29 protein-coding genes and 1 tRNA gene are annotated in these 15,080 nt (G+C 57.7%); 14 read left to right on the top strand and 16 right to left on the bottom strand.

What is annotated here, in order from left to right; all coding sequences use genetic code 11:
* Window positions 1–45 precede the first annotated feature (45 nt).
* From rpmI to C8K61_RS13020, 8 genes are all read left to right on the top strand, one after another.
* On the top strand, window positions 46–240 hold the full coding sequence (rpmI, locus tag C8K61_RS13055) for a 50S ribosomal protein L35 (RefSeq protein ID WP_042552869.1): 195 nt from the start codon (window positions 46–48) through the stop codon (window positions 238–240).
* A 29-nt stretch (window positions 241–269) separates the two neighbouring features.
* Complete coding sequence (gene rplT / locus C8K61_RS13050) at window positions 270–626, top strand: 50S ribosomal protein L20 (protein WP_108096687.1); 357 nt, start codon at window positions 270–272, stop codon at window positions 624–626.
* A 95-nt stretch (window positions 627–721) separates the two neighbouring features.
* The gene (gene pheS, locus C8K61_RS13045; RefSeq protein WP_108096686.1) at window positions 722–1,738 is read left to right on the top strand and encodes a phenylalanine--tRNA ligase subunit alpha; all 1,017 of its coding nucleotides are present in this window, start codon (window positions 722–724) and stop codon (window positions 1,736–1,738) included.
* A gap of 38 nt (window positions 1,739–1,776) precedes the next feature.
* Window positions 1,777–4,155 carry a phenylalanine--tRNA ligase subunit beta gene (pheT, locus tag C8K61_RS13040; protein WP_108096685.1) on the top strand — a complete coding sequence of 793 codons (2,379 nt, stop codon included), beginning with the start codon at window positions 1,777–1,779 and terminating at the stop codon, window positions 4,153–4,155.
* Between the two features lie 3 nt (window positions 4,156–4,158).
* The gene (gene ihfA, locus C8K61_RS13035; RefSeq protein WP_003243414.1) at window positions 4,159–4,461 is read left to right on the top strand and encodes an integration host factor subunit alpha; all 303 of its coding nucleotides are present in this window, start codon (window positions 4,159–4,161) and stop codon (window positions 4,459–4,461) included.
* A complete protein-coding gene (locus C8K61_RS13030; RefSeq protein WP_108096684.1) occupies window positions 4,442–4,798 on the top strand; it encodes a MerR family transcriptional regulator in 357 nt (118 codons plus the stop codon). The genes ihfA and C8K61_RS13030 overlap by 20 nt, the downstream gene beginning before the upstream one ends.
* Window positions 4,799–4,890: 92 nt before the next feature.
* Window positions 4,891–4,967 (top strand) — tRNA-Pro (locus tag C8K61_RS13025).
* Window positions 4,968–5,077: 110 nt separating this feature from the next.
* A complete protein-coding gene (locus C8K61_RS13020) occupies window positions 5,078–5,572 on the top strand; it encodes a hypothetical protein (RefSeq protein ID WP_108096683.1) in 495 nt (164 codons plus the stop codon).
* On the opposite strand, the gene C8K61_RS13015 is transcribed toward C8K61_RS13020, so the two are convergent.
* The 5 genes from C8K61_RS13015 to C8K61_RS26995 form a co-directional block, all read right to left on the bottom strand.
* Window positions 5,569–6,684: a tyrosine-type recombinase/integrase gene (locus C8K61_RS13015; protein WP_108096682.1), complete on the bottom strand. Its 1,116-nt coding sequence runs from the start codon at window positions 6,682–6,684 to the stop codon at window positions 5,569–5,571. The genes C8K61_RS13020 and C8K61_RS13015 overlap by 4 nt on opposite strands.
* Complete coding sequence (locus C8K61_RS13010; protein WP_108096681.1) at window positions 6,684–6,896, bottom strand: hypothetical protein; 213 nt, start codon at window positions 6,894–6,896, stop codon at window positions 6,684–6,686. Before C8K61_RS13010 ends, C8K61_RS13015 begins: the two co-directional genes overlap by 1 nt.
* A gap of 46 nt (window positions 6,897–6,942) precedes the next feature.
* Window positions 6,943–7,395, bottom strand: coding sequence for a hypothetical protein (locus tag C8K61_RS13005; protein ID WP_108096680.1), 453 nt, complete (start codon window positions 7,393–7,395; stop codon window positions 6,943–6,945).
* Between the two features lie 145 nt (window positions 7,396–7,540).
* Window positions 7,541–7,981 carry a hypothetical protein gene (locus C8K61_RS13000; protein WP_108096679.1) on the bottom strand — a complete coding sequence of 147 codons (441 nt, stop codon included), beginning with the start codon at window positions 7,979–7,981 and terminating at the stop codon, window positions 7,541–7,543.
* A complete protein-coding gene (locus tag C8K61_RS26995; RefSeq protein ID WP_256589423.1) occupies window positions 7,978–8,664 on the bottom strand; it encodes a dATP/dGTP pyrophosphohydrolase domain-containing protein in 687 nt (228 codons plus the stop codon). The genes C8K61_RS13000 and C8K61_RS26995 overlap by 4 nt, the downstream gene beginning before the upstream one ends.
* A 115-nt stretch (window positions 8,665–8,779) precedes the next feature.
* Between C8K61_RS26995 and C8K61_RS26740 the strand changes: the two genes are divergently transcribed.
* Window positions 8,780–8,947, top strand: coding sequence for a hypothetical protein (locus C8K61_RS26740; protein ID WP_156684109.1), 168 nt, complete (start codon window positions 8,780–8,782; stop codon window positions 8,945–8,947).
* Window positions 8,940–9,125, top strand: coding sequence for a hypothetical protein (locus tag C8K61_RS12990; protein WP_108096678.1), 186 nt, complete (start codon window positions 8,940–8,942; stop codon window positions 9,123–9,125). Before C8K61_RS26740 ends, C8K61_RS12990 begins: the two co-directional genes overlap by 8 nt.
* On the opposite strand, the gene C8K61_RS12985 is transcribed toward C8K61_RS12990, so the two are convergent.
* The 3 genes from C8K61_RS12985 to C8K61_RS12975 are packed head-to-tail and all read right to left on the bottom strand — an operon-like array spanning window position 9,126 to window position 10,086.
* Window positions 9,126–9,560 carry a hypothetical protein gene (locus C8K61_RS12985; protein WP_108096677.1) on the bottom strand — a complete coding sequence of 145 codons (435 nt, stop codon included), beginning with the start codon at window positions 9,558–9,560 and terminating at the stop codon, window positions 9,126–9,128. It abuts the gene before it with no gap.
* Window positions 9,560–9,769: a hypothetical protein gene (locus C8K61_RS12980; RefSeq protein WP_108096676.1), complete on the bottom strand. Its 210-nt coding sequence runs from the start codon at window positions 9,767–9,769 to the stop codon at window positions 9,560–9,562. The genes C8K61_RS12985 and C8K61_RS12980 overlap by 1 nt, the downstream gene beginning before the upstream one ends.
* Entirely contained in the window at window positions 9,766–10,086 is a 321-nt protein-coding gene (locus C8K61_RS12975; protein ID WP_108096675.1) for a DUF4406 domain-containing protein, read from the bottom strand. Before C8K61_RS12975 ends, C8K61_RS12980 begins: the two co-directional genes overlap by 4 nt.
* Window positions 10,087–10,208: 122 nt before the next feature.
* On the opposite strand from C8K61_RS12975, the gene C8K61_RS12970 reads away from it, so the two are divergent.
* Together C8K61_RS12970 and C8K61_RS12965 are read left to right on the top strand one after the other, a co-directional pair.
* Complete coding sequence (locus C8K61_RS12970) at window positions 10,209–10,397, top strand: hypothetical protein (RefSeq protein WP_108096674.1); 189 nt, start codon at window positions 10,209–10,211, stop codon at window positions 10,395–10,397.
* Window positions 10,398–10,497: 100 nt separating this feature from the next.
* Entirely contained in the window at window positions 10,498–11,382 is an 885-nt protein-coding gene (locus C8K61_RS12965; RefSeq protein ID WP_108096673.1) for a hypothetical protein, read from the top strand.
* 46 nt (window positions 11,383–11,428) lie between these two features.
* On the opposite strand, the gene C8K61_RS12960 is transcribed toward C8K61_RS12965, so the two are convergent.
* From C8K61_RS12960 to C8K61_RS12945, 4 genes are read right to left on the bottom strand one after another with little or no spacing between them, the layout of a single operon-like run.
* Window positions 11,429–11,629, bottom strand: a complete 201-nt coding sequence (locus C8K61_RS12960; RefSeq protein WP_108096672.1) for a hypothetical protein — start codon at window positions 11,627–11,629, stop codon at window positions 11,429–11,431.
* Window positions 11,626–11,850, bottom strand: a complete 225-nt coding sequence (locus C8K61_RS12955) for a hypothetical protein (RefSeq protein ID WP_108096671.1) — start codon at window positions 11,848–11,850, stop codon at window positions 11,626–11,628. The genes C8K61_RS12960 and C8K61_RS12955 overlap by 4 nt, the downstream gene beginning before the upstream one ends.
* Window positions 11,822–12,526 (bottom strand): HNH endonuclease signature motif containing protein, encoded by a 705-nt coding sequence (locus C8K61_RS12950; RefSeq protein WP_108096670.1) that lies wholly within the window; start codon window positions 12,524–12,526, stop codon window positions 11,822–11,824. The genes C8K61_RS12955 and C8K61_RS12950 overlap by 29 nt, the downstream gene beginning before the upstream one ends.
* Entirely contained in the window at window positions 12,523–12,771 is a 249-nt protein-coding gene (locus C8K61_RS12945; RefSeq protein ID WP_108096669.1) for a hypothetical protein, read from the bottom strand. Before C8K61_RS12945 ends, C8K61_RS12950 begins: the two co-directional genes overlap by 4 nt.
* Window positions 12,772–12,881: 110 nt before the next feature.
* Here C8K61_RS12945 and C8K61_RS12940 point away from each other — a divergent pair, with 110 nt between their 5' ends.
* Both C8K61_RS12940 and C8K61_RS12935 read left to right on the top strand, forming a co-directional pair.
* Window positions 12,882–13,238, top strand: a complete 357-nt coding sequence (locus tag C8K61_RS12940; protein WP_108096668.1) for a DUF4160 domain-containing protein — start codon at window positions 12,882–12,884, stop codon at window positions 13,236–13,238.
* A 99-nt stretch (window positions 13,239–13,337) separates the two neighbouring features.
* Window positions 13,338–13,658, top strand: coding sequence for a hypothetical protein (locus C8K61_RS12935; RefSeq protein ID WP_108096667.1), 321 nt, complete (start codon window positions 13,338–13,340; stop codon window positions 13,656–13,658).
* Between the two features lie 8 nt (window positions 13,659–13,666).
* On the opposite strand, the gene C8K61_RS12930 is transcribed toward C8K61_RS12935, so the two are convergent.
* The 4 genes from C8K61_RS12930 to C8K61_RS12915 form a co-directional block, all read right to left on the bottom strand.
* Window positions 13,667–13,975: a hypothetical protein gene (locus C8K61_RS12930; protein WP_108096666.1), complete on the bottom strand. Its 309-nt coding sequence runs from the start codon at window positions 13,973–13,975 to the stop codon at window positions 13,667–13,669.
* A gap of 63 nt (window positions 13,976–14,038) precedes the next feature.
* Window positions 14,039–14,587, bottom strand: coding sequence for a hypothetical protein (locus tag C8K61_RS12925; RefSeq protein ID WP_108096665.1), 549 nt, complete (start codon window positions 14,585–14,587; stop codon window positions 14,039–14,041).
* A complete protein-coding gene (locus C8K61_RS12920) occupies window positions 14,584–14,847 on the bottom strand; it encodes a hypothetical protein (protein WP_108096664.1) in 264 nt (87 codons plus the stop codon). The genes C8K61_RS12925 and C8K61_RS12920 overlap by 4 nt, the downstream gene beginning before the upstream one ends.
* Window positions 14,844–15,065, bottom strand: a complete 222-nt coding sequence (locus tag C8K61_RS12915; protein WP_108096663.1) for a hypothetical protein — start codon at window positions 15,063–15,065, stop codon at window positions 14,844–14,846. Before C8K61_RS12915 ends, C8K61_RS12920 begins: the two co-directional genes overlap by 4 nt.
* Between the last annotated feature and the right edge of the window lie 15 nt (window positions 15,066–15,080).

Genomic DNA, 15,080 nt, shown 5'->3' with positions numbered 1-15,080 from the left:
AGGCCTTGCGGTTATGTTTATCAACTGAATGCGGAGTATCCGAACATGCCAAAAATGAAAACCAAAAGCGGTGCAGCTAAACGTTTCTTGAAAACCGCTACCGGTTTCAAGCACAAGCACGCTTTCAAGAGCCACATCCTGACCAAAATGTCGACCAAGCGTAAGCGTCATCTGCGCGGCAGCACCATGGTGCATCCGTCTGACGTGGCAAAGGTCGCGCGCATGCTGCGCGTTCGTTAATTTCGGTCAAGAATTAGAGGAAGTTACTCATGGCTCGTGTTAAGCGTGGCGTTGTTGCTCGCCGTCGTCACAAAAAAATTCTGAAACTCGCTAAAGGCTACTATGGTGCACGTTCGCGCGTGTTCCGCGTTGCCAAACAAGCGGTAATCAAGGCAGGCCAATACGCCTACCGCGACCGTCGTCAGAAAAAACGTCAATTCCGTGCTCTGTGGATCGCCCGTATCAACGCTGGCGCCCGCATCAACGGTTTGTCCTACAGCCGTTTCATCGCTGGCTTGAAAAAGGCAGCGATCGAGATCGACCGTAAGGTTCTGGCTGATCTGGCAGTGAACGAAAAAGCGGCGTTTGCTGCGATTGTCGAGAAAGCGAAAGCCGTTCTGGCTTAAGTCCCCGACAATCACCGGGCTCGCCCGGTGCTAAACGTCACCAATAGGGGAAGAGCCTTCGAGCTCTTCCCCTATTTCGTATCTGGAGTCTGTAAATGGAAAACCTGGATGCGCTGGTCTCTCAAGCACTTGAGGCCGTTCAGCGCGCAGAAGACGTAAATGCCCTGGAGCAAATCCGGGTTCTCTACCTTGGCAAAAAAGGCGAACTCACTCAGGTGATGAAGAGCCTGGGCAACATGTCCGCCGAGGACCGTCCCAAGGTCGGTGCGTTGATCAACGCTGCCAAAGACCGTGTGCAAGACTCGCTCAACAGCCGCAAGGAATTGTTGGAGCAAGCAGCTCTGAGCGCCAAGCTCGCTGCAGAATTTATCGACGTGACGTTGCCAGGTCGTGGGCAGTCCTCAGGTGGACTGCACCCTGTCACACGTACGCTCGAGCGTATCGAACAGTTCTTCACCCACATCGGCTATGGCATCGCTGAAGGCCCCGAGGTGGAAGACGACTACCACAACTTCGAAGCGCTCAACATCCCCGGCCACCACCCGGCGCGGGCGATGCATGACACCTTCTATTTCAACGCCAACATGTTGCTGCGCACCCACACCTCGCCGGTCCAGGTGCGCACCATGGAATCAAAGCAGCCGCCGATCCGCATCGTCTGCCCGGGTCGCGTTTACCGCTGTGACTCGGATATCACCCACTCGCCGATGTTCCACCAGGTTGAAGGCCTGCTGGTCGATCAGGACATCAGCTTCGCAGACCTGAAAGGCACCATCGAAGAGTTCCTGCGGGTGTTCTTCGAGAAAGATCTGGGCGTGCGTTTCCGTCCGTCTTTCTTCCCCTTCACCGAGCCGTCCGCCGAAGTGGATATGCAGTGCGTGATGTGCAGCGGTAAAGGTTGCCGCGTGTGCAAGCAAACCGGCTGGCTCGAGGTAATGGGCTGCGGCATGGTGCACCCGAACGTGCTGAAAATGTCCGGTATCGACCCGGAAAAATACCAAGGCTTCGCCTTCGGTATGGGCGTCGAGCGCCTGGCTATGCTGCGCTATGGCGTTAACGACTTGCGTCTGTTCTTCGACAACGACCTGCGATTCCTTGCGCAATTTCGCTAGGTCGCTTGCCTGTTAACGTTTTCTAGGAGAAGAACAGAATGAAATTCAGCGAACAATGGCTGCGTAGTTGGGTAAACCCTTCGGTTTCCCGTGATGAGTTGGTGGCGCGTTTGTCCATGGCCGGTCTTGAGGTCGACAGCGTTGCGTTGGTCGCCGGCGTGTTCAGCGGGGTCGTGGTTGGTGAGGTGCTGAGCACCGAACAGCATCCGGACGCTGACAAGCTGCGTGTCTGCCAAGTGAGTAATGGCGCGGAGACCTTCCAGGTCGTTTGCGGCGCACCCAATGTGCGTCCCGGCCTGAAAGTGCCGTTCGCCATGATCGGCGCCGAGTTGTCGGATGACTTCAAAATCAAGAAAGCCAAGCTTCGCGGCGTCGAGTCCAGCGGCATGCTGTGCTCGGCTTCCGAGCTGCAGATCAGCGATGAAAGCAGCGGCTTGATGGAGTTGGCAGCGGACGCTCCTGTCGGCCAGGACCTACGCGCCTACCTGGGCTTGGACGACGCCAGCATTGAAGTAGACCTTACCCCCAACCGTGGTGACTGTTTGTCGCTGGCTGGTCTGGCCCGAGAGGTAGGGGCGCTTTACGCCGCGCCTGTCAGCCGCCCTGCGGTGGCTGTGGTTCCAGCTGTTCACGATCAGGTGATCCCAGTTGATGTTTCCGCCAGCAAAGCCTGCCCGCGTTATCTCGGTCGGGTGATTCGTAATGTCGACCTGAGCAAGCCGACCCCGCTGTGGATGGTTGAACGCCTGCGTCGCTCTGACGTTCGCAGCATCGACGCTGCTGTGGATATCACCAACTACGTGATGCTCGAGCTCGGTCAGCCGCTGCATGCCTTCGATCTCAATGAGATCAATGGCGGCATCCGTGTACGTATGGCGGAAGAGGGCGAGAAGCTGGTTCTGCTGGATGGCCAGGAAGTAGCGCTGCGCGCTGACACCCTGGTTATCGCTGACCACCAGCGCGCTTTGGCAATTGCCGGCGTGATGGGCGGCGAGCACAGCGGCGTGGCCGCCGGCACTCGCGATTTGTTCCTGGAAAGTGCCTTCTTCGACACCATCGCCGTAGCCGGTAAGGCCCGTTCGTATGGCCTGCACACCGACGCCTCGCATCGTTTCGAGCGCGGCGTTGACTGGAACCTGGCCCGCGAGGCGATGGAGCGGGCAACCGGTTTGCTGCTGGAAATCGTTGGTGGTGAGCCTGGTCCTATCATTGAAGTGGCCAGCGCCACCGATCTGCCAGCGACCCCGTCCATCACCCTGCGTGCCGAGCGCATCAATCAAATGCTTGGCATGGAAATGGACGCTGGCGAAATCGAGCGCTTGCTGACTGCGTTGGGCTTGCAGGTGAGCGCTGAGGCACAAGGCCAGTGGCAAGTTGTAGTGCCAAGTCATCGTTTCGACATCAGCCTTGAAGTCGACTTGATCGAGGAGCTAGGCCGTCTCTACGGCTACAACCGCTTGCCGGTTCGTTACCCGCAAGCGCGCCTGGCGCCTCAGCCCAAGGCAGAGGCGCGTGCCGAACTGCCAGCGTTGCGTCGGCTGCTGGTTGCCCGCGGTTACCAGGAAGCGATCACTTACAGCTTCATCGATCCTCAGTTGTTCGCCTTGTTCACCCCTGGCGTCGAGCCGCTGATGCTGGCCAACCCGATTTCCTCGGATATGGCAGCGATGCGTTCTTCGTTGTGGCCAGGTCTGGTCAAAGCCGTTCAGCACAACCTGAACCGCCAGCAAACCCGCGTACGCCTGTTTGAAAGCGGCCTGCGTTTTGTTGGTCAGCTTGAAGGGCTGAAACAGGAGGCGATGCTCGCCGGCGTGATTTGCGGTTCGCGTTTGGCTGAAGGCTGGGCGCATGGTCGCGAAACCGTCGATTTCTACGATGCCAAAGCCGACGTTGAAGCGCTTCTGGGCTTCTCCGGTGCGCAAAGCGCGTTCAGTTTTGTTGCTGGCGAACACCCCGCGCTGCATCCAGGTCAGACCGCTCGGGTTGAGCGTGATGGTCAGCTGGTTGGTTATGTCGGTGCCATTCACCCTGAGCTGGCGAAAACCTTAGGTATTGATCAGCCGCTGTTCCTCTTCGAGCTGGTCTTGGCCGAAGTTGCCCTCGGTCTGTTGCCTAAGTTCCACGAGCTTTCGCGCTTCCCGGAAGTGCGCCGCGACCTGGCATTGCTGGTTGACCAAAGCATTGCTGCCGATGTGGTACTCGGCGGGATCCGTGACGCGGCGGGCGAGTATCTGACGGACCTCAAGCTATTTGATGTGTATCACGGTAAAGGTATTGATCCGCATAGAAAAAGCTTGGCCGTTGGCTTGACCTGGCAACATCCATCGCGCACTCTTAATGACGAAGAGGTGAGTACTACAACGCAGAATATCCTTACCTCGCTTGAAGAAAGGTTCAACGCCACGTTAAGGAAGTAGCGTATGGGGGCTCTGACGAAAGCTGAAATGGCCGAACGTCTGTACGAAGAGCTAGGCCTGAATAAACGGGAAGCCAAGGAATTGGTGGAACTGTTCTTTGAGGAAATCCGTCAGGCTCTGGAGCTGAATGAGCAGGTGAAATTGTCCGGTTTCGGCAATTTCGATCTGCGCGACAAGCGTCAGCGGCCTGGCAGAAACCCCAAGACAGGGGAAGAAATTCCAATCACGGCACGACGCGTGGTTACCTTCCGCCCCGGGCAAAAACTAAAAGCCAGAGTTGAGGCTTATGCTGGAACCAAGTCATAACGACGAGTTACCGCCCATACCCGGTAAGCGTTACTTCACCATCGGTGAAGTAAGCGAGCTGTGTGCGGTGAAGCCGCACGTGCTGCGTTATTGGGAGCAGGAATTTACCCAGCTGAACCCGGTAAAACGGCGCGGCAACCGTCGGTACTACCAACGTCAGGATGTGCTGATGATTCGGCAGATCCGAGCCCTCCTTTACGATCAAGGCTTCACCATCGGCGGCGCTCGCCAGCGCCTGTCGGGGGACGAAGCCAAAGACGACACCACGCAATACAAACAGCTCATTCGGCAGATGATTGCCGAGCTGGAAGAGGTTCTACTGGTGTTGCGCAAGTAACACTTCGCTTTCGAAAAACTTCCACTTTTCAAAAGCTTAATGTATAGTCCGATCCGCTTTCGAGCTGTTGGGAAGCGTTTCAGATGTACCGTCGGGGCGTAGCGCAGTCCGGTAGCGCACTAGCATGGGGTGCTAGGGGTCGAGTGTTCGAATCACTCCGTCCCGACCATATTTTCTAAAGGGGATCAGTCACTTACAGTGCTGGTCCCCTTTTTCGTTTCCGGCTTGCGCAAAACTGGCGCAAAATGCGCGCAAAATAAATGTTCTACGGACAGAGCAATGGTCAACATTGAGTTCAGCCAAAAAGCTGACGCGCGCTACAACAAGCATTTTGCGTCCGAGATGGATGACATCAGTCTCATCCTCAAAGGCCACTTGCTGCTCGAAGAAATGCTTAGGGATTTTTGTTCGGCGATCGTTCCGCAGCCCAAGCATTTGTCCGACTGTCGATTTACCTTTGCCCAGATTTTGGATCTTTCCCACGCGCTGTATCCTGCCGACATAAAGCTTGGGCGGTACTCAGAGCTTTGGGCTATCACGGGGAAAATTAATCGCCTTAGAAACCTAATGGCGCATGCCCTCGAGCCCGACTCCCAAAAGCTAGAGGGCTTGCAGGAGTCCGTGATTTCTACGATTAAAGTCCTAAGCAAGTATGAACACGTGAACCTTGCAGGCTGTTTGTCTTTCATCCTGGCGACGTTCAGCGCGATCTTGCAAATCGGGGTCACGCATAATGCAGGCGAAGATTTCCGAGATATTCCCCGGAAGTCTTAAAGACTGACGATTTCGCTGATATCCAAGTCCGGAACCGCCTCAGACCACACCACCTCCGCGTGATCGCGTTGGTAGTTTCTGGTCATCTCCTCGCTGGCATGCCCGGCGATCTTCTGCCCATCCTTACCGGCTTTCTTGTACAGGTGCAGCGACAGTGCACGCACTTCGTGGAAGCCCGGCATCTCCTCGTCAGCCCATCCCTTGTAGCAATCGGCAGCCTCCCGCGCGTCTTTGAATGCCCGAGTCAGGTACCGCTCTTCCACTTTGGTCCAATGCTCCTTGGCTTCCGCCTGTTTCTGCTTTCTGCGATCGGGTTTCCGGTGCACCAGGTACGGCGACACCGTGTCGTCGCGGCAGCGGCTGATGACGGCCTGCAGCTCGGGGGTGACCTTGAAGCGAATCCACGCCGCGTCGCTGGCCTTGGCCGTTTTCTTCTGGACCACGTAGAGGTGGCCGTCCCGAACACCTTCGAACTTCATGTCCAGGATGTCGGTGCGCCGCTGCGCGGTGATCAGCGCCAGGTCGATGGCGTTCTGCAGCCAGGCCGGCGAGTGTTCGCGGATGGCTTTCAGTCCCTCGACGGTGTGGCGCTTCCGCTTTTTCTTCTCGATGCGTCCGATGGTGCTGGACGCCGGGTTGTCCGGACATAGGCCTTTGGCCACGGCGTGGTTGAAAATGTCCACAAGCAGCGCCCGACACTGGTTGGCCGTGCGCGGGGTGAGCGGGTCTAGCATCGCTGCGACCATGCGAATGGTGATCTGGTCCATGGCCTTGCCGGCGAACTCACGGCGAAACCGCCGGTAGTGCACGCCGTACAAGGCCAGCGTGCCTTTCGACAGTTCGCGCGGCGGCAAGACGTCCTTTTCGTAGTCGTCGAGGAATGACCCGAACGATTCGGAAGACTCGCCCAACACTGCGCCAACCAGGTCAGCGCCTTTCATAAATGCCAGGTTCAGCTGCTTGGCCGCGTCGATGGCTTTCAGGCGGTCGACGCCGAACTGAAACCACTTGCCATCCGTGGGCCGCCGATAACGGTAAGTGCTCCGGCGGTCGTCGAAGTAGAGGTTCTGTGGCAGCCCCTTGTTCGACTTGTTGCGCGGCCGTGGGGACATCATGCAGCTCCTTTCAATACCATCGCGACCAAGTCATTGCCGCCGGCCTGTTGGAAGGCGGCCCAGTCGATATACCAGAGTTTGCCAATTTGCTCGCCGGGGATCTGGCCGTTTCGGATGTAGTTCCGGATGGCCTGGGAGCAGGGCGGGGTGCCGTTCTGGCCCCACCGGCGCCGGCGAAACTCACTGATTTTTATCAGTTCTTTACGCATAGGGGTTCTCCTCCCGCCGATCACCGGCAGGCTGTAGGGGAGTGGGTTAGGGCTTCGGTGGTTTTGCGCGTGCGGCTCGGGCGAACTGCTTGCCAGCGAGGGCAACACCACCGGCTACGTCTTCAGGGAAAATTGCGACCATGCAGTGAGGGCACAGCGGCGCCATGTCTTTCCGGCGCCACGCCTGATCCATTACCTTGGCTGCGCGGCTGATGATCTGGAAACTTTCAACCTCCGCCAGCTTGCGGCGACGCTGGTCAATGTCGGCCTTCGCTCCCTGGAACACGCCGACGACGCTCAGAAAGGCGTCGAATGGCTCTACCTCCTGCTCGCAGTCTTTGCACCAGACACGGCGCTCGTTGTCGTCGTAAACCAATTGGCGATGGCGGCAAGATGATGCTGGTCGCCGCGTCTTTCCGCGGGCGACCCGAAGGTCTTCGATCGTCACGATCTTCGGGCCGTAGAGATAGTCCTGCGGCTCTATTGGCGCTTTGCTCAAGGCGTCACCCGTTTAAAGTCGGTACAGCGAACAATCACCCAGTCACCATCGCGGGCCAGGGGCGGCATCTGTTTAAAGGGGAGGCTGCTGCAATTGCGGTAGGCGTGCTGGCAGGCGCAGCACATGCCGCCTTTAGGTTGATGGGTCATGCTGCCACCTGCTTGATGTTCCGTTCGACCCACTTGCGCATGCGAACCCAGCGTTCCTCCGGCCTTTCTCGGCGCCAGCCAATACTCCCGTCATCGTTGATGATGCGAACGCTTGAGGAGTCGTCGTTTTCAAAAACGATTTCGCAGGCCATGGCGCGTGCGATACCGAATTTGAATGCAACCGTCTCGGTGTCGTCAGGGTCGATCACGGACATGTCCAAGCCGCGAGCGTTACCGAGAGCGCCGAGGGTGCAGAATTCGCCGTCGGCTTTTAGCTCTTCGGTGATCAGGCGTTTCACTGGCATCGCATCCAGTGCCTCGGCCAGTTCGCGAAGAAATGCCTGCCCCCGCTTTCCCTTCAGCGCCGAGTTAACCGCGCCACGCCAGCAGATCAAGCTCCAGTTTTCGCAATCGTCGCTGTATCCGCTACGGCTCATGGCATCACCGCCGGCGCATCCTTAGAGCGGTCGTGCTCAATGGCCTTGCTTGGATCCGCGGTGCGCCAGTCCGGCCAGGTGCGGGATTCGTTCTTCAACTGCTTCGCCACCAGCGCGCTGACGATCTGCTGCGGTGTTGCGCCCGCACGCCAGGCGCCGTCCAGGGCCAGAATGGCAACGTCGATCCATTCGCTAATGTCGTGTGGCGCCGCCTCGATTTCCTTCAGCTCTTTGCGGATGTGGTCGCACACTCCAGCAGTGCGCGCGCCTGGGCCAAAGGTTTTTTCCGACCATACCATCTGCCGCTCGAGGTGGGCGAGCAGGCTGAATCGCCGCGCCCACCAGCAGCACGGGCCATCTTCGGTATCGTGGATAGAGAGCATGAACCAGCCGTCTCCGGTTGGCTTGCTGGGCTCCCAGTAGCTGAAGTCAGGGTCTCCGGATTTGAAGAAGCGCTCGGAGACTTCCGGCAGAGCGTCGCCATCCAAGGCAACCTGCGTGACGATGAGATGCTGTTCGGCCAGCCACTGATAGACCGGCGCCATGTCCTCGTCTTCGAAGTTGGGCATGTCTGGATGAATCCACTCGCCATGCACCCCGCGAACCACCGGCGTGGCTTCGATCAGAATTACTGGCTGAACTGCTGGCGTATCGATCAGTGCGATTTGCTGAGTTTGAGACATGACTTCGTCCTTACCGCCGGCCAGTGCCGGCAGTTGATTGGATAAATGGGGGTTTCGTTTTTCGAAAGGCTGCGCTCTACTTCTGAGCTCCAACCTCCAAAACAAGGAAAGTGAAATGGGTGACTGGTCAGATTTCTTCGAAGACCATCCGGAATACGCGCCTACTCCTGAGCCAAAGCCTCATCCGCTGGAGCAGGCCGCCGAGCAGAAGCGCCGCTCGCATGCTCAAGAAATTCAGGACATGGTGAAGCGCGCGATGAAAGAGCATCCAACGCGTGGATAAGCGTAAGAAGCCACGACAGGAGCTATCCGACATCGCGAAACAGTTGGAGGCGGTGCCCGCTGAATACCAGGCAAAGCTTTACGCCCAACTCGAGGTGGAGCGAAGGGCGAAGAGCGGCAAATCCAAAAAACGGTGGTCACCGGTCCTTTCGGGCTCCTTTGAAGGCGGCAAGCGCTGATCATCTTGCTGGCGGTAGGAGTTTGGTGGCGTGCTCGACGAGCCGACTGCCATCGGGCAGCAGCATGTGAGGCATGAACACCTCTTCAAAGGTCATCAGCTGGCATTCCACCGCGGTGACCTGAGCCTTTACCCAATCCCGTAGGAGCGAGCAGACCGCGATCTGCGCGATATCTGCCGCCTTCTGCCGGTGTTCCGCTGCCGTCGAGCGCATGCGGCTGCTGTGCGGGTGCTCCTTCAGCCAGGCGGTGGCATAACCGCCCCAATGGCCCGGCAGGGAAACGGTGCGGCCGCGGTGCTCGAACTGCACTAAGGTCACCTGCTCCTTTGCCTTGTGCATGATCCCGTAGTTGTCGCAGCCGAACCGCCCGAGAATCTTCTGGATTTCGGCGAAGGACTTATCGCCGCTGGTGGCGTTCTCGTAGGGCAGGGCCATTACTCACCTGCCTTGGTGGGAAGAACGTATTTCGCCTCGGCCTCTTCGCGTGTCATTAGCCCGTGAGTGACAACTCGTTCAACGCCAACCTCAGCCTGCTCCTGTTCCCACTGGCAGCAGGAGACGTGTTCGAACCAGTCGTCTTCATCGTTGAACTCGTCGCGCTTGCAGTGGGGGCAATCCATCACGTTGGGAAAGGTGCTATTCATGCTGGTACCGCCTTCGCGTTCGAATGCTGGATTTGTTGGGCGCTGACTTTGAACATACCCAAGCCTGCGGCGATGTAATGCTCCATCCGGGCGCCGCGGGAGTTGTGCCAGCCCGGCAGCAGGGCGAGGGTGTCGCAGGTGAGCAGCTGCGGAATGTCCTGGCGCATGTAGTCGGCCCAGGATGCTTGCGGCGGGTTTTCGGCAGGGTTTACCACTTCGTAGCCCAGGGCGCGCAGTCGTGCGGCTTCGGCGTTGAATGCTGGGTAGTTGAAGTCGGGCAGGCCGGTCATGGGGCCGCTCAGGTAAATGCGCTTCATGCGGGTACCTCGCCAGGGTGGCGTGAGTGGTTGGAAGGAATTCAAAAGCGGTGTTTCCCTACAGGCGGAACCCCGGATCACCTGATAGCTTTACGGGACACGAGTGCAGAGAGGGTGAGGCGATGCCTGAGTTGACTGATACCGAGAAGAAGCTGGCGGTGCTGGTAATCCGTGAGATGGATAAGAACCGGCGCAGCCTGAAGGATTTGGAAAAGGGCGCCGATGCGGTGCTGAAGGTGTTCCGCCAGGTAACCGCGCCGCCAAAGCCGCCCCTGTGGAAGCGCCTACTATTTCCGTTCGGAGCCCGATAACAACTTGCACGCGCCAGGTTTTTCTTGGGAATATCGCTCACTCTCCTGGTTTACTGAAATGTGCGACCCCGGGATTTTTATTATCTATCAAGGAAGAACCATGAAAAAAACGAAAGACTCGTCCCCAGATGCGCCTGAAGGTCAAGAACCAACCCGAAAGTCTTGCTTCGTGGTTACCCCAATCGGTGGCGCAGAAACATCTACTAGAAGGGCTGCGGACGGCTTAATCAGTTCGGTAATAAAGCCATTATTAAATGAACTGGATTTCGATGTTCACGTAGCCCATGAAATATCCATAACAGGCTCGATTTCTCGCCAAGTTATCCAACATATTCTCACCGCGGACTTAGTTGTTGCGAACCTTTCGGAACTCAATCCTAATGTGATGTATGAGTTGGCAGTAAGGCACTGCACCGGGTTGCCCGTGGTTGCCTTGGCTGAAGCCGGAACCAAGCTTCCCTTTGATATTTCAGATGAGCGCACTGTGTTTTACACGAATGATATGCGTGGTGTCGTAGAGCTAGCTCCGGCTTTGTCGGCCGCTATTTCCGCTGTGCTTGATAGAGGGGAAACAGATAACCCAGTCCTGCGAGTCCGGCAGAATAAAGTTTTGCTGGATTCGTTAGATCAGAAAGACGCAACTTCTATATTGATTGATAGGCTGGATGGGATCGAAGCCTCTCTAAATGAACTAAGAAAGACAAGTAGAAGATACTATCCGGCCTCGCCGCGGGTCAAAACTAGGTATGAAATTTTCGCTCTTGGATCATGGTACGATTTCGAAAAATTTGCTCACGCGGTAAGCGCGCTGCCGGGAGTAATAAAGTTTAATTTTGGCCCGACAATTCCAGGTAATCCAAAGGCTGCAAATCAAGCTCTTCAGGGAAGCTTTTACGCTGATGAAAAGTTTCAGCCTGACTATATTTTACGGGTTGCCATGGATAACAATATTTCGATTCAGTCGTTTGCAGAGTCGTCCTCTTAGCTAGAATCCCCCATGAAATGTTTGAAAACGGTCGGGGCTGGTTGGTTTACTGTGAAGCGCGGCTCAGTTTCCGGATGCGCCGCTCAGCCGCTGCTCGGACGGTGGTCTGGAGGCCTGGCAGATTCAGCACGGCCTGGCACTGCTCCAGGTTGAACTCGGCCACTCGCTTGACCCTGTCGTCAGCGGTCATGCAGTAGCAGTCGTTTCCGTTGTAGGTCCCGGCGTAGAACGGATGTGAATTGCTCATTCCCGGACCCCAGGCAGCGCTTTGGCTGACTCAATGAAGCCCGTCCCCTTGCCGCCGACGGCATTCAGGAACGCCACCTCAACCTTCGCTGTTTCCACCAGCACCCCGCCGACTTGGGCAACTGCTCGAGCACGCTCGATGTCCATTGGCTTGTCCGGGTCCTGAAGTGCCTCCAGGGTGGCGAACAGGTGGTTACGCAGATCGATCATTTGATTCTTCATCGCGACGTTTCCTGATGGTGCGCTCGAGCTTTTTCTGAAGGCGGATGAGTTCCTTCAGCTCTGGCGGGTAGCGGTGGATGCTGTTTCGGCGGCATAGCTCCGCACGGGTTACGAGCTCCAGGTTGGCCAGCTCGAGGTTGTTTTTGTCGCGGTCTATGAATACGACCGCATGACCGGGCGGCACCGGGCCGTTGGCTTCTTCCCACACTAGGTGGTGCACCATTCGATAGTCCTTCGGGGTGCATTTGGTATCGGTCATCTTGCGCTGCAGATAGCCGTCTTTCGTAACCCGCTCATGCCCGATGGGATTCCAGTTGTGCGGGTTCTTGCCTGGCTTGAATTGCGTTTCCTGGCATCGGCCGCCGAGTTGCAGCCCCTTCATGCCCGCGTTCCATGGCTGCTGACCCTTTTTGAAACGGAAGGCCTCGCCGGTGCTATCGCCACGCCGGAGGCGGCACGCGTGCTCACTGGCCATGTACTCCGGAGAGCGATAGAGGCCAAGCGCCCGTGCACGCTGGTAGATGCTGCTCGAGGTTCGCCGAAGCTTCACGGTGAGCTCGCGCATGGGCATGGCCGGGTATAGCTCGCGCAGGGTGGCGTCTTCTTCGCTCGACCACTGCGCCCTGGATATCTTTGCCCGAGCTCGGCTGAGCGCCGCGGCTGCCAAAGGGTTCATGGGGCGACCTTCAGGTAGACGGTGACTGGGCCTTCCCGAAAGTTTCCGCTTACCTTGCCGTCTAGCTCGTCGATTTCCTTCCTGGTGAGGTTCCGCCACTTGGCGATGCACCATTCACCCTTGAGCACTGCGACAGGGTGCATAACGCACGTCGAGCCGTAGCTGTAGCCGTTTTCCATCAGCCATCGCTGAGCAGCGCGCCAGGCCTCGAAGTCCCCCTGGTCGCTGAATGTCTTGGTGAACATGGGTTGCTCCAGGCAAAGCGCTGCCCTGCCATGTACTTGGCAATCAGCGGCGATACGGGTATCTGTGGTGGGTCCGGCATGAGGCCGGTTTAAGGAGAGGTCAAATCGTCATGCTTGAGCAAGCATTAGAGCTGCAGCGTAGATTGGCGGAAGTCGACTTGATGACAAGGTCGACGGGGGCGGCAGGACTTTTTGAGCTATTAGTGCTCCGACTTCGCCATCTGGCTATTCGCATGGAGGTTGATCACCATGCCCGCGCTCACGTGCATATCGATTATGGGCGCCAAAGGCACGCAGCTAGTTTTGCGGTCGATACGGGCGAGCGGCTAGTTGGCCGAATGCCAACAAAGTACGACAGGGAAATTGCTCGTTGGATCGAGAAAAATAGAGATGTCCTTATCCAAGCTTGGGACGCTGGGAAGGCCGGTGAGGATCCTCACTGTCTGCTGGCTTTGATTGAAGAGTAACTCCAATTTTTACTCAGCTCGGTTGGCGACATAGACGAGGCGCTGTGTCTGGGGTATTGGTGGTGTTCCCGGCATGGGGCCGGTACAAGGAGGTTTTGAATGGTGACTGGACAAGACGCAGATCTAACCATCGAGCGATTGCAGTATTTTCTCGACCACTCAAAGGACCTAGGAGCGAAAAGTCTTCCAGACGCTGAGGAGCTTCGAGCTTCGGTTGAGTTGCTTATCGCATGGCACCGACTCGACAAAACTGAATATGAAGTCGTCGAGCTACTGAAGCTCACTAACCCCCAGAAGGGCATCTCCTATTCTGTGCTGTACCCGCACCTATCAAACTTCGTAAGCCACTCGCGTGAATTGAGAGTTGTAGAAAAACATGTCGCTGAGCATGGCTATCCTGCCGACGGTTGCCCGTTTTGATACTGCTGCTATTCCTCGGTTTCCCGTTCCTGTTCGCGACGATAGGAATCATGTAAGGCCCGCGCTACGGTTTCACTGATTGTGATTTCGTGGCGCGGCACGATGAAGGCATGGGCGGAGCCGGCTGGGCCCAGAGCATGGAGGTTCATAATCGCCAGGCTCATAGCCTCGGCCGCCACCTCCAAGTCATGCCAAACCATCAGGTCAGCCAGCTGTGCCTTGGTGCCTGGTGGCGCCGGCAACCGCAGAATCTCTACTTCTTTCGCTCGGCGCTTCTCGGCCGCTTTCGCTGACCGCTGCTGTGTGGTCATTGCCATGGGTTTCTATTCCGCTTGGCGGCAGGGTGATATGCATCCGCCGCCGGTGGTGTGGTGCTCGCTTCATCTTGGGCGGCCTGGTCCTGCTGTGGGGTAGTCGATCTTTCCGACTGCCAGGAGGCGGTCAAGCTTCGTCAGGGAGATATCGAGCTTTCGCGCGCACTGCGTTTTGGTAACGCCGAGGCCTTTCATGGCCTGGATGCGCTCGATGTACTGGGCGTCTTCTCCATCGTCGATTGCCGGGGTGGGCACGAAGGTGAAGCCGCGGCGCCGGCCGATGTCGACGACCGTTCCCCGGCTCAGCCCCAGTTCAGCGCCGATCTCGGGCGCCGTCATGGTCTTCGCCATTTCGGCGATCTTGGTGTCTCGCTCTTGGCGGGCCAGGTCGGAGAGGCTGAGGCGCCTTGGCTTCTTCTCTTCAGGCGGCTTTGCTCGGCTCTTGCGGGCCTTAGCCGATGCGATGCGGGGCTGAATAAACGCGATGGGGTTCGGGTTGCTCAGGCCAGACGGCAGTTCATTCACGGCGCCGCCGGCGGCAAGGAACCGCTCCATCGCTCGTTGCAGCATTGCCGAGTCGTCAGCCTTCAGAAGATGGTCATTGCGGCCGATCATGCGCAGAGCTCCCCGCGCTCCAGCTGGTCTGCCAGGGTGCACGCTTCGCTGTAGGAGCTACGGAAGCCCAGCACGCGGCCGGAGTCGAGGTCTTTGACCTGCACCATGGCAGGCCCCTTGATAAACACCTGGGTGGCGCGCGGCGGTGAGATGCGCGGAGCTGTGACTTTGTGCTCGAAGGCCAGGCGGGCCAGCTGGGTGTCGGCCATGATGCCGCGCAAGTCGGCAATGCTGGTTGCAGCGCGTTTCAGCAAGTTCATAGGTTGTGCTCGCTTGGAGTGGGAGGGGTGATGCGATTGCTGCGCGGGATGAGGCGGTACATGCGCACCGCGAGGTAAATCAGGATCGCCACCCAGATCGGTGCAGACACCCACCACCAGGACCAGGCTATGGCCCCGAACAACTTCTGAACGACGAGGGTGAAGAGGACGACGGTGTAAACGTTTAGCGGCTCGGTACCAGATTCGTTTTTGGTCACGGTGCAGCTCCTGGG

The organism is Pseudomonas sp. GV071 (assembly GCF_003050835.1).
Taxonomy (GTDB): domain Bacteria; phylum Pseudomonadota; class Gammaproteobacteria; order Pseudomonadales; family Pseudomonadaceae; genus Aquipseudomonas.
The sequence above is the reverse complement of the archived record's forward strand: the minus strand, read 5'-3'. Positions and strand labels throughout refer to the sequence as shown.

Bases quoted from the DNA above. Each gene is read 5' to 3' on its own strand.
- rpmI (WP_042552869.1), top strand. From the start codon at position 46: ATGCCAAAAATGAAAACCAAAAGCGGTGCAGCTAAACGTTTCTTGAAA.
- rplT (WP_108096687.1), top strand. From the start codon at position 270: ATGGCTCGTGTTAAGCGTGGCGTTGTTGCTCGCCGTCGTCACAAAAAA.
- pheS (WP_108096686.1), top strand. From the start codon at position 722: ATGGAAAACCTGGATGCGCTGGTCTCTCAAGCACTTGAGGCCGTTCAG.
- pheT (WP_108096685.1), top strand. From the start codon at position 1,777: ATGAAATTCAGCGAACAATGGCTGCGTAGTTGGGTAAACCCTTCGGTT.
- ihfA (WP_003243414.1), top strand. From the start codon at position 4,159: ATGGGGGCTCTGACGAAAGCTGAAATGGCCGAACGTCTGTACGAAGAG.
- C8K61_RS13030 (WP_108096684.1), top strand. From the start codon at position 4,442: ATGCTGGAACCAAGTCATAACGACGAGTTACCGCCCATACCCGGTAAG.
- C8K61_RS13020 (WP_108096683.1), top strand. From the start codon at position 5,078: ATGGTCAACATTGAGTTCAGCCAAAAAGCTGACGCGCGCTACAACAAG.
- C8K61_RS13015 (WP_108096682.1), bottom strand. From the start codon at position 6,684: ATGTCCCCACGGCCGCGCAACAAGTCGAACAAGGGGCTGCCACAGAAC.
- C8K61_RS13010 (WP_108096681.1), bottom strand. From the start codon at position 6,896: ATGCGTAAAGAACTGATAAAAATCAGTGAGTTTCGCCGGCGCCGGTGG.
- C8K61_RS13000 (WP_108096679.1), bottom strand. From the start codon at position 7,981: ATGAGCCGTAGCGGATACAGCGACGATTGCGAAAACTGGAGCTTGATC.
- C8K61_RS26995 (WP_256589423.1), bottom strand. From the start codon at position 8,664: ATGTCTCAAACTCAGCAAATCGCACTGATCGATACGCCAGCAGTTCAG.
- C8K61_RS26740 (WP_156684109.1), top strand. From the start codon at position 8,780: ATGGGTGACTGGTCAGATTTCTTCGAAGACCATCCGGAATACGCGCCT.
- C8K61_RS12985 (WP_108096677.1), bottom strand. From the start codon at position 9,560: ATGGCCCTGCCCTACGAGAACGCCACCAGCGGCGATAAGTCCTTCGCC.
- C8K61_RS12980 (WP_108096676.1), bottom strand. From the start codon at position 9,769: ATGAATAGCACCTTTCCCAACGTGATGGATTGCCCCCACTGCAAGCGC.
- C8K61_RS12975 (WP_108096675.1), bottom strand. From the start codon at position 10,086: ATGAAGCGCATTTACCTGAGCGGCCCCATGACCGGCCTGCCCGACTTC.
- C8K61_RS12970 (WP_108096674.1), top strand. From the start codon at position 10,209: ATGCCTGAGTTGACTGATACCGAGAAGAAGCTGGCGGTGCTGGTAATC.
- C8K61_RS12965 (WP_108096673.1), top strand. From the start codon at position 10,498: ATGAAAAAAACGAAAGACTCGTCCCCAGATGCGCCTGAAGGTCAAGAA.
- C8K61_RS12960 (WP_108096672.1), bottom strand. From the start codon at position 11,629: ATGAGCAATTCACATCCGTTCTACGCCGGGACCTACAACGGAAACGAC.
- C8K61_RS12955 (WP_108096671.1), bottom strand. From the start codon at position 11,850: ATGAAGAATCAAATGATCGATCTGCGTAACCACCTGTTCGCCACCCTG.
- C8K61_RS12950 (WP_108096670.1), bottom strand. From the start codon at position 12,526: ATGAACCCTTTGGCAGCCGCGGCGCTCAGCCGAGCTCGGGCAAAGATA.
- C8K61_RS12945 (WP_108096669.1), bottom strand. From the start codon at position 12,771: ATGTTCACCAAGACATTCAGCGACCAGGGGGACTTCGAGGCCTGGCGC.
- C8K61_RS12940 (WP_108096668.1), top strand. From the start codon at position 12,882: ATGCTTGAGCAAGCATTAGAGCTGCAGCGTAGATTGGCGGAAGTCGAC.
- C8K61_RS12935 (WP_108096667.1), top strand. From the start codon at position 13,338: ATGGTGACTGGACAAGACGCAGATCTAACCATCGAGCGATTGCAGTAT.
- C8K61_RS12930 (WP_108096666.1), bottom strand. From the start codon at position 13,975: ATGGCAATGACCACACAGCAGCGGTCAGCGAAAGCGGCCGAGAAGCGC.
- C8K61_RS12925 (WP_108096665.1), bottom strand. From the start codon at position 14,587: ATGATCGGCCGCAATGACCATCTTCTGAAGGCTGACGACTCGGCAATG.
- C8K61_RS12920 (WP_108096664.1), bottom strand. From the start codon at position 14,847: ATGAACTTGCTGAAACGCGCTGCAACCAGCATTGCCGACTTGCGCGGC.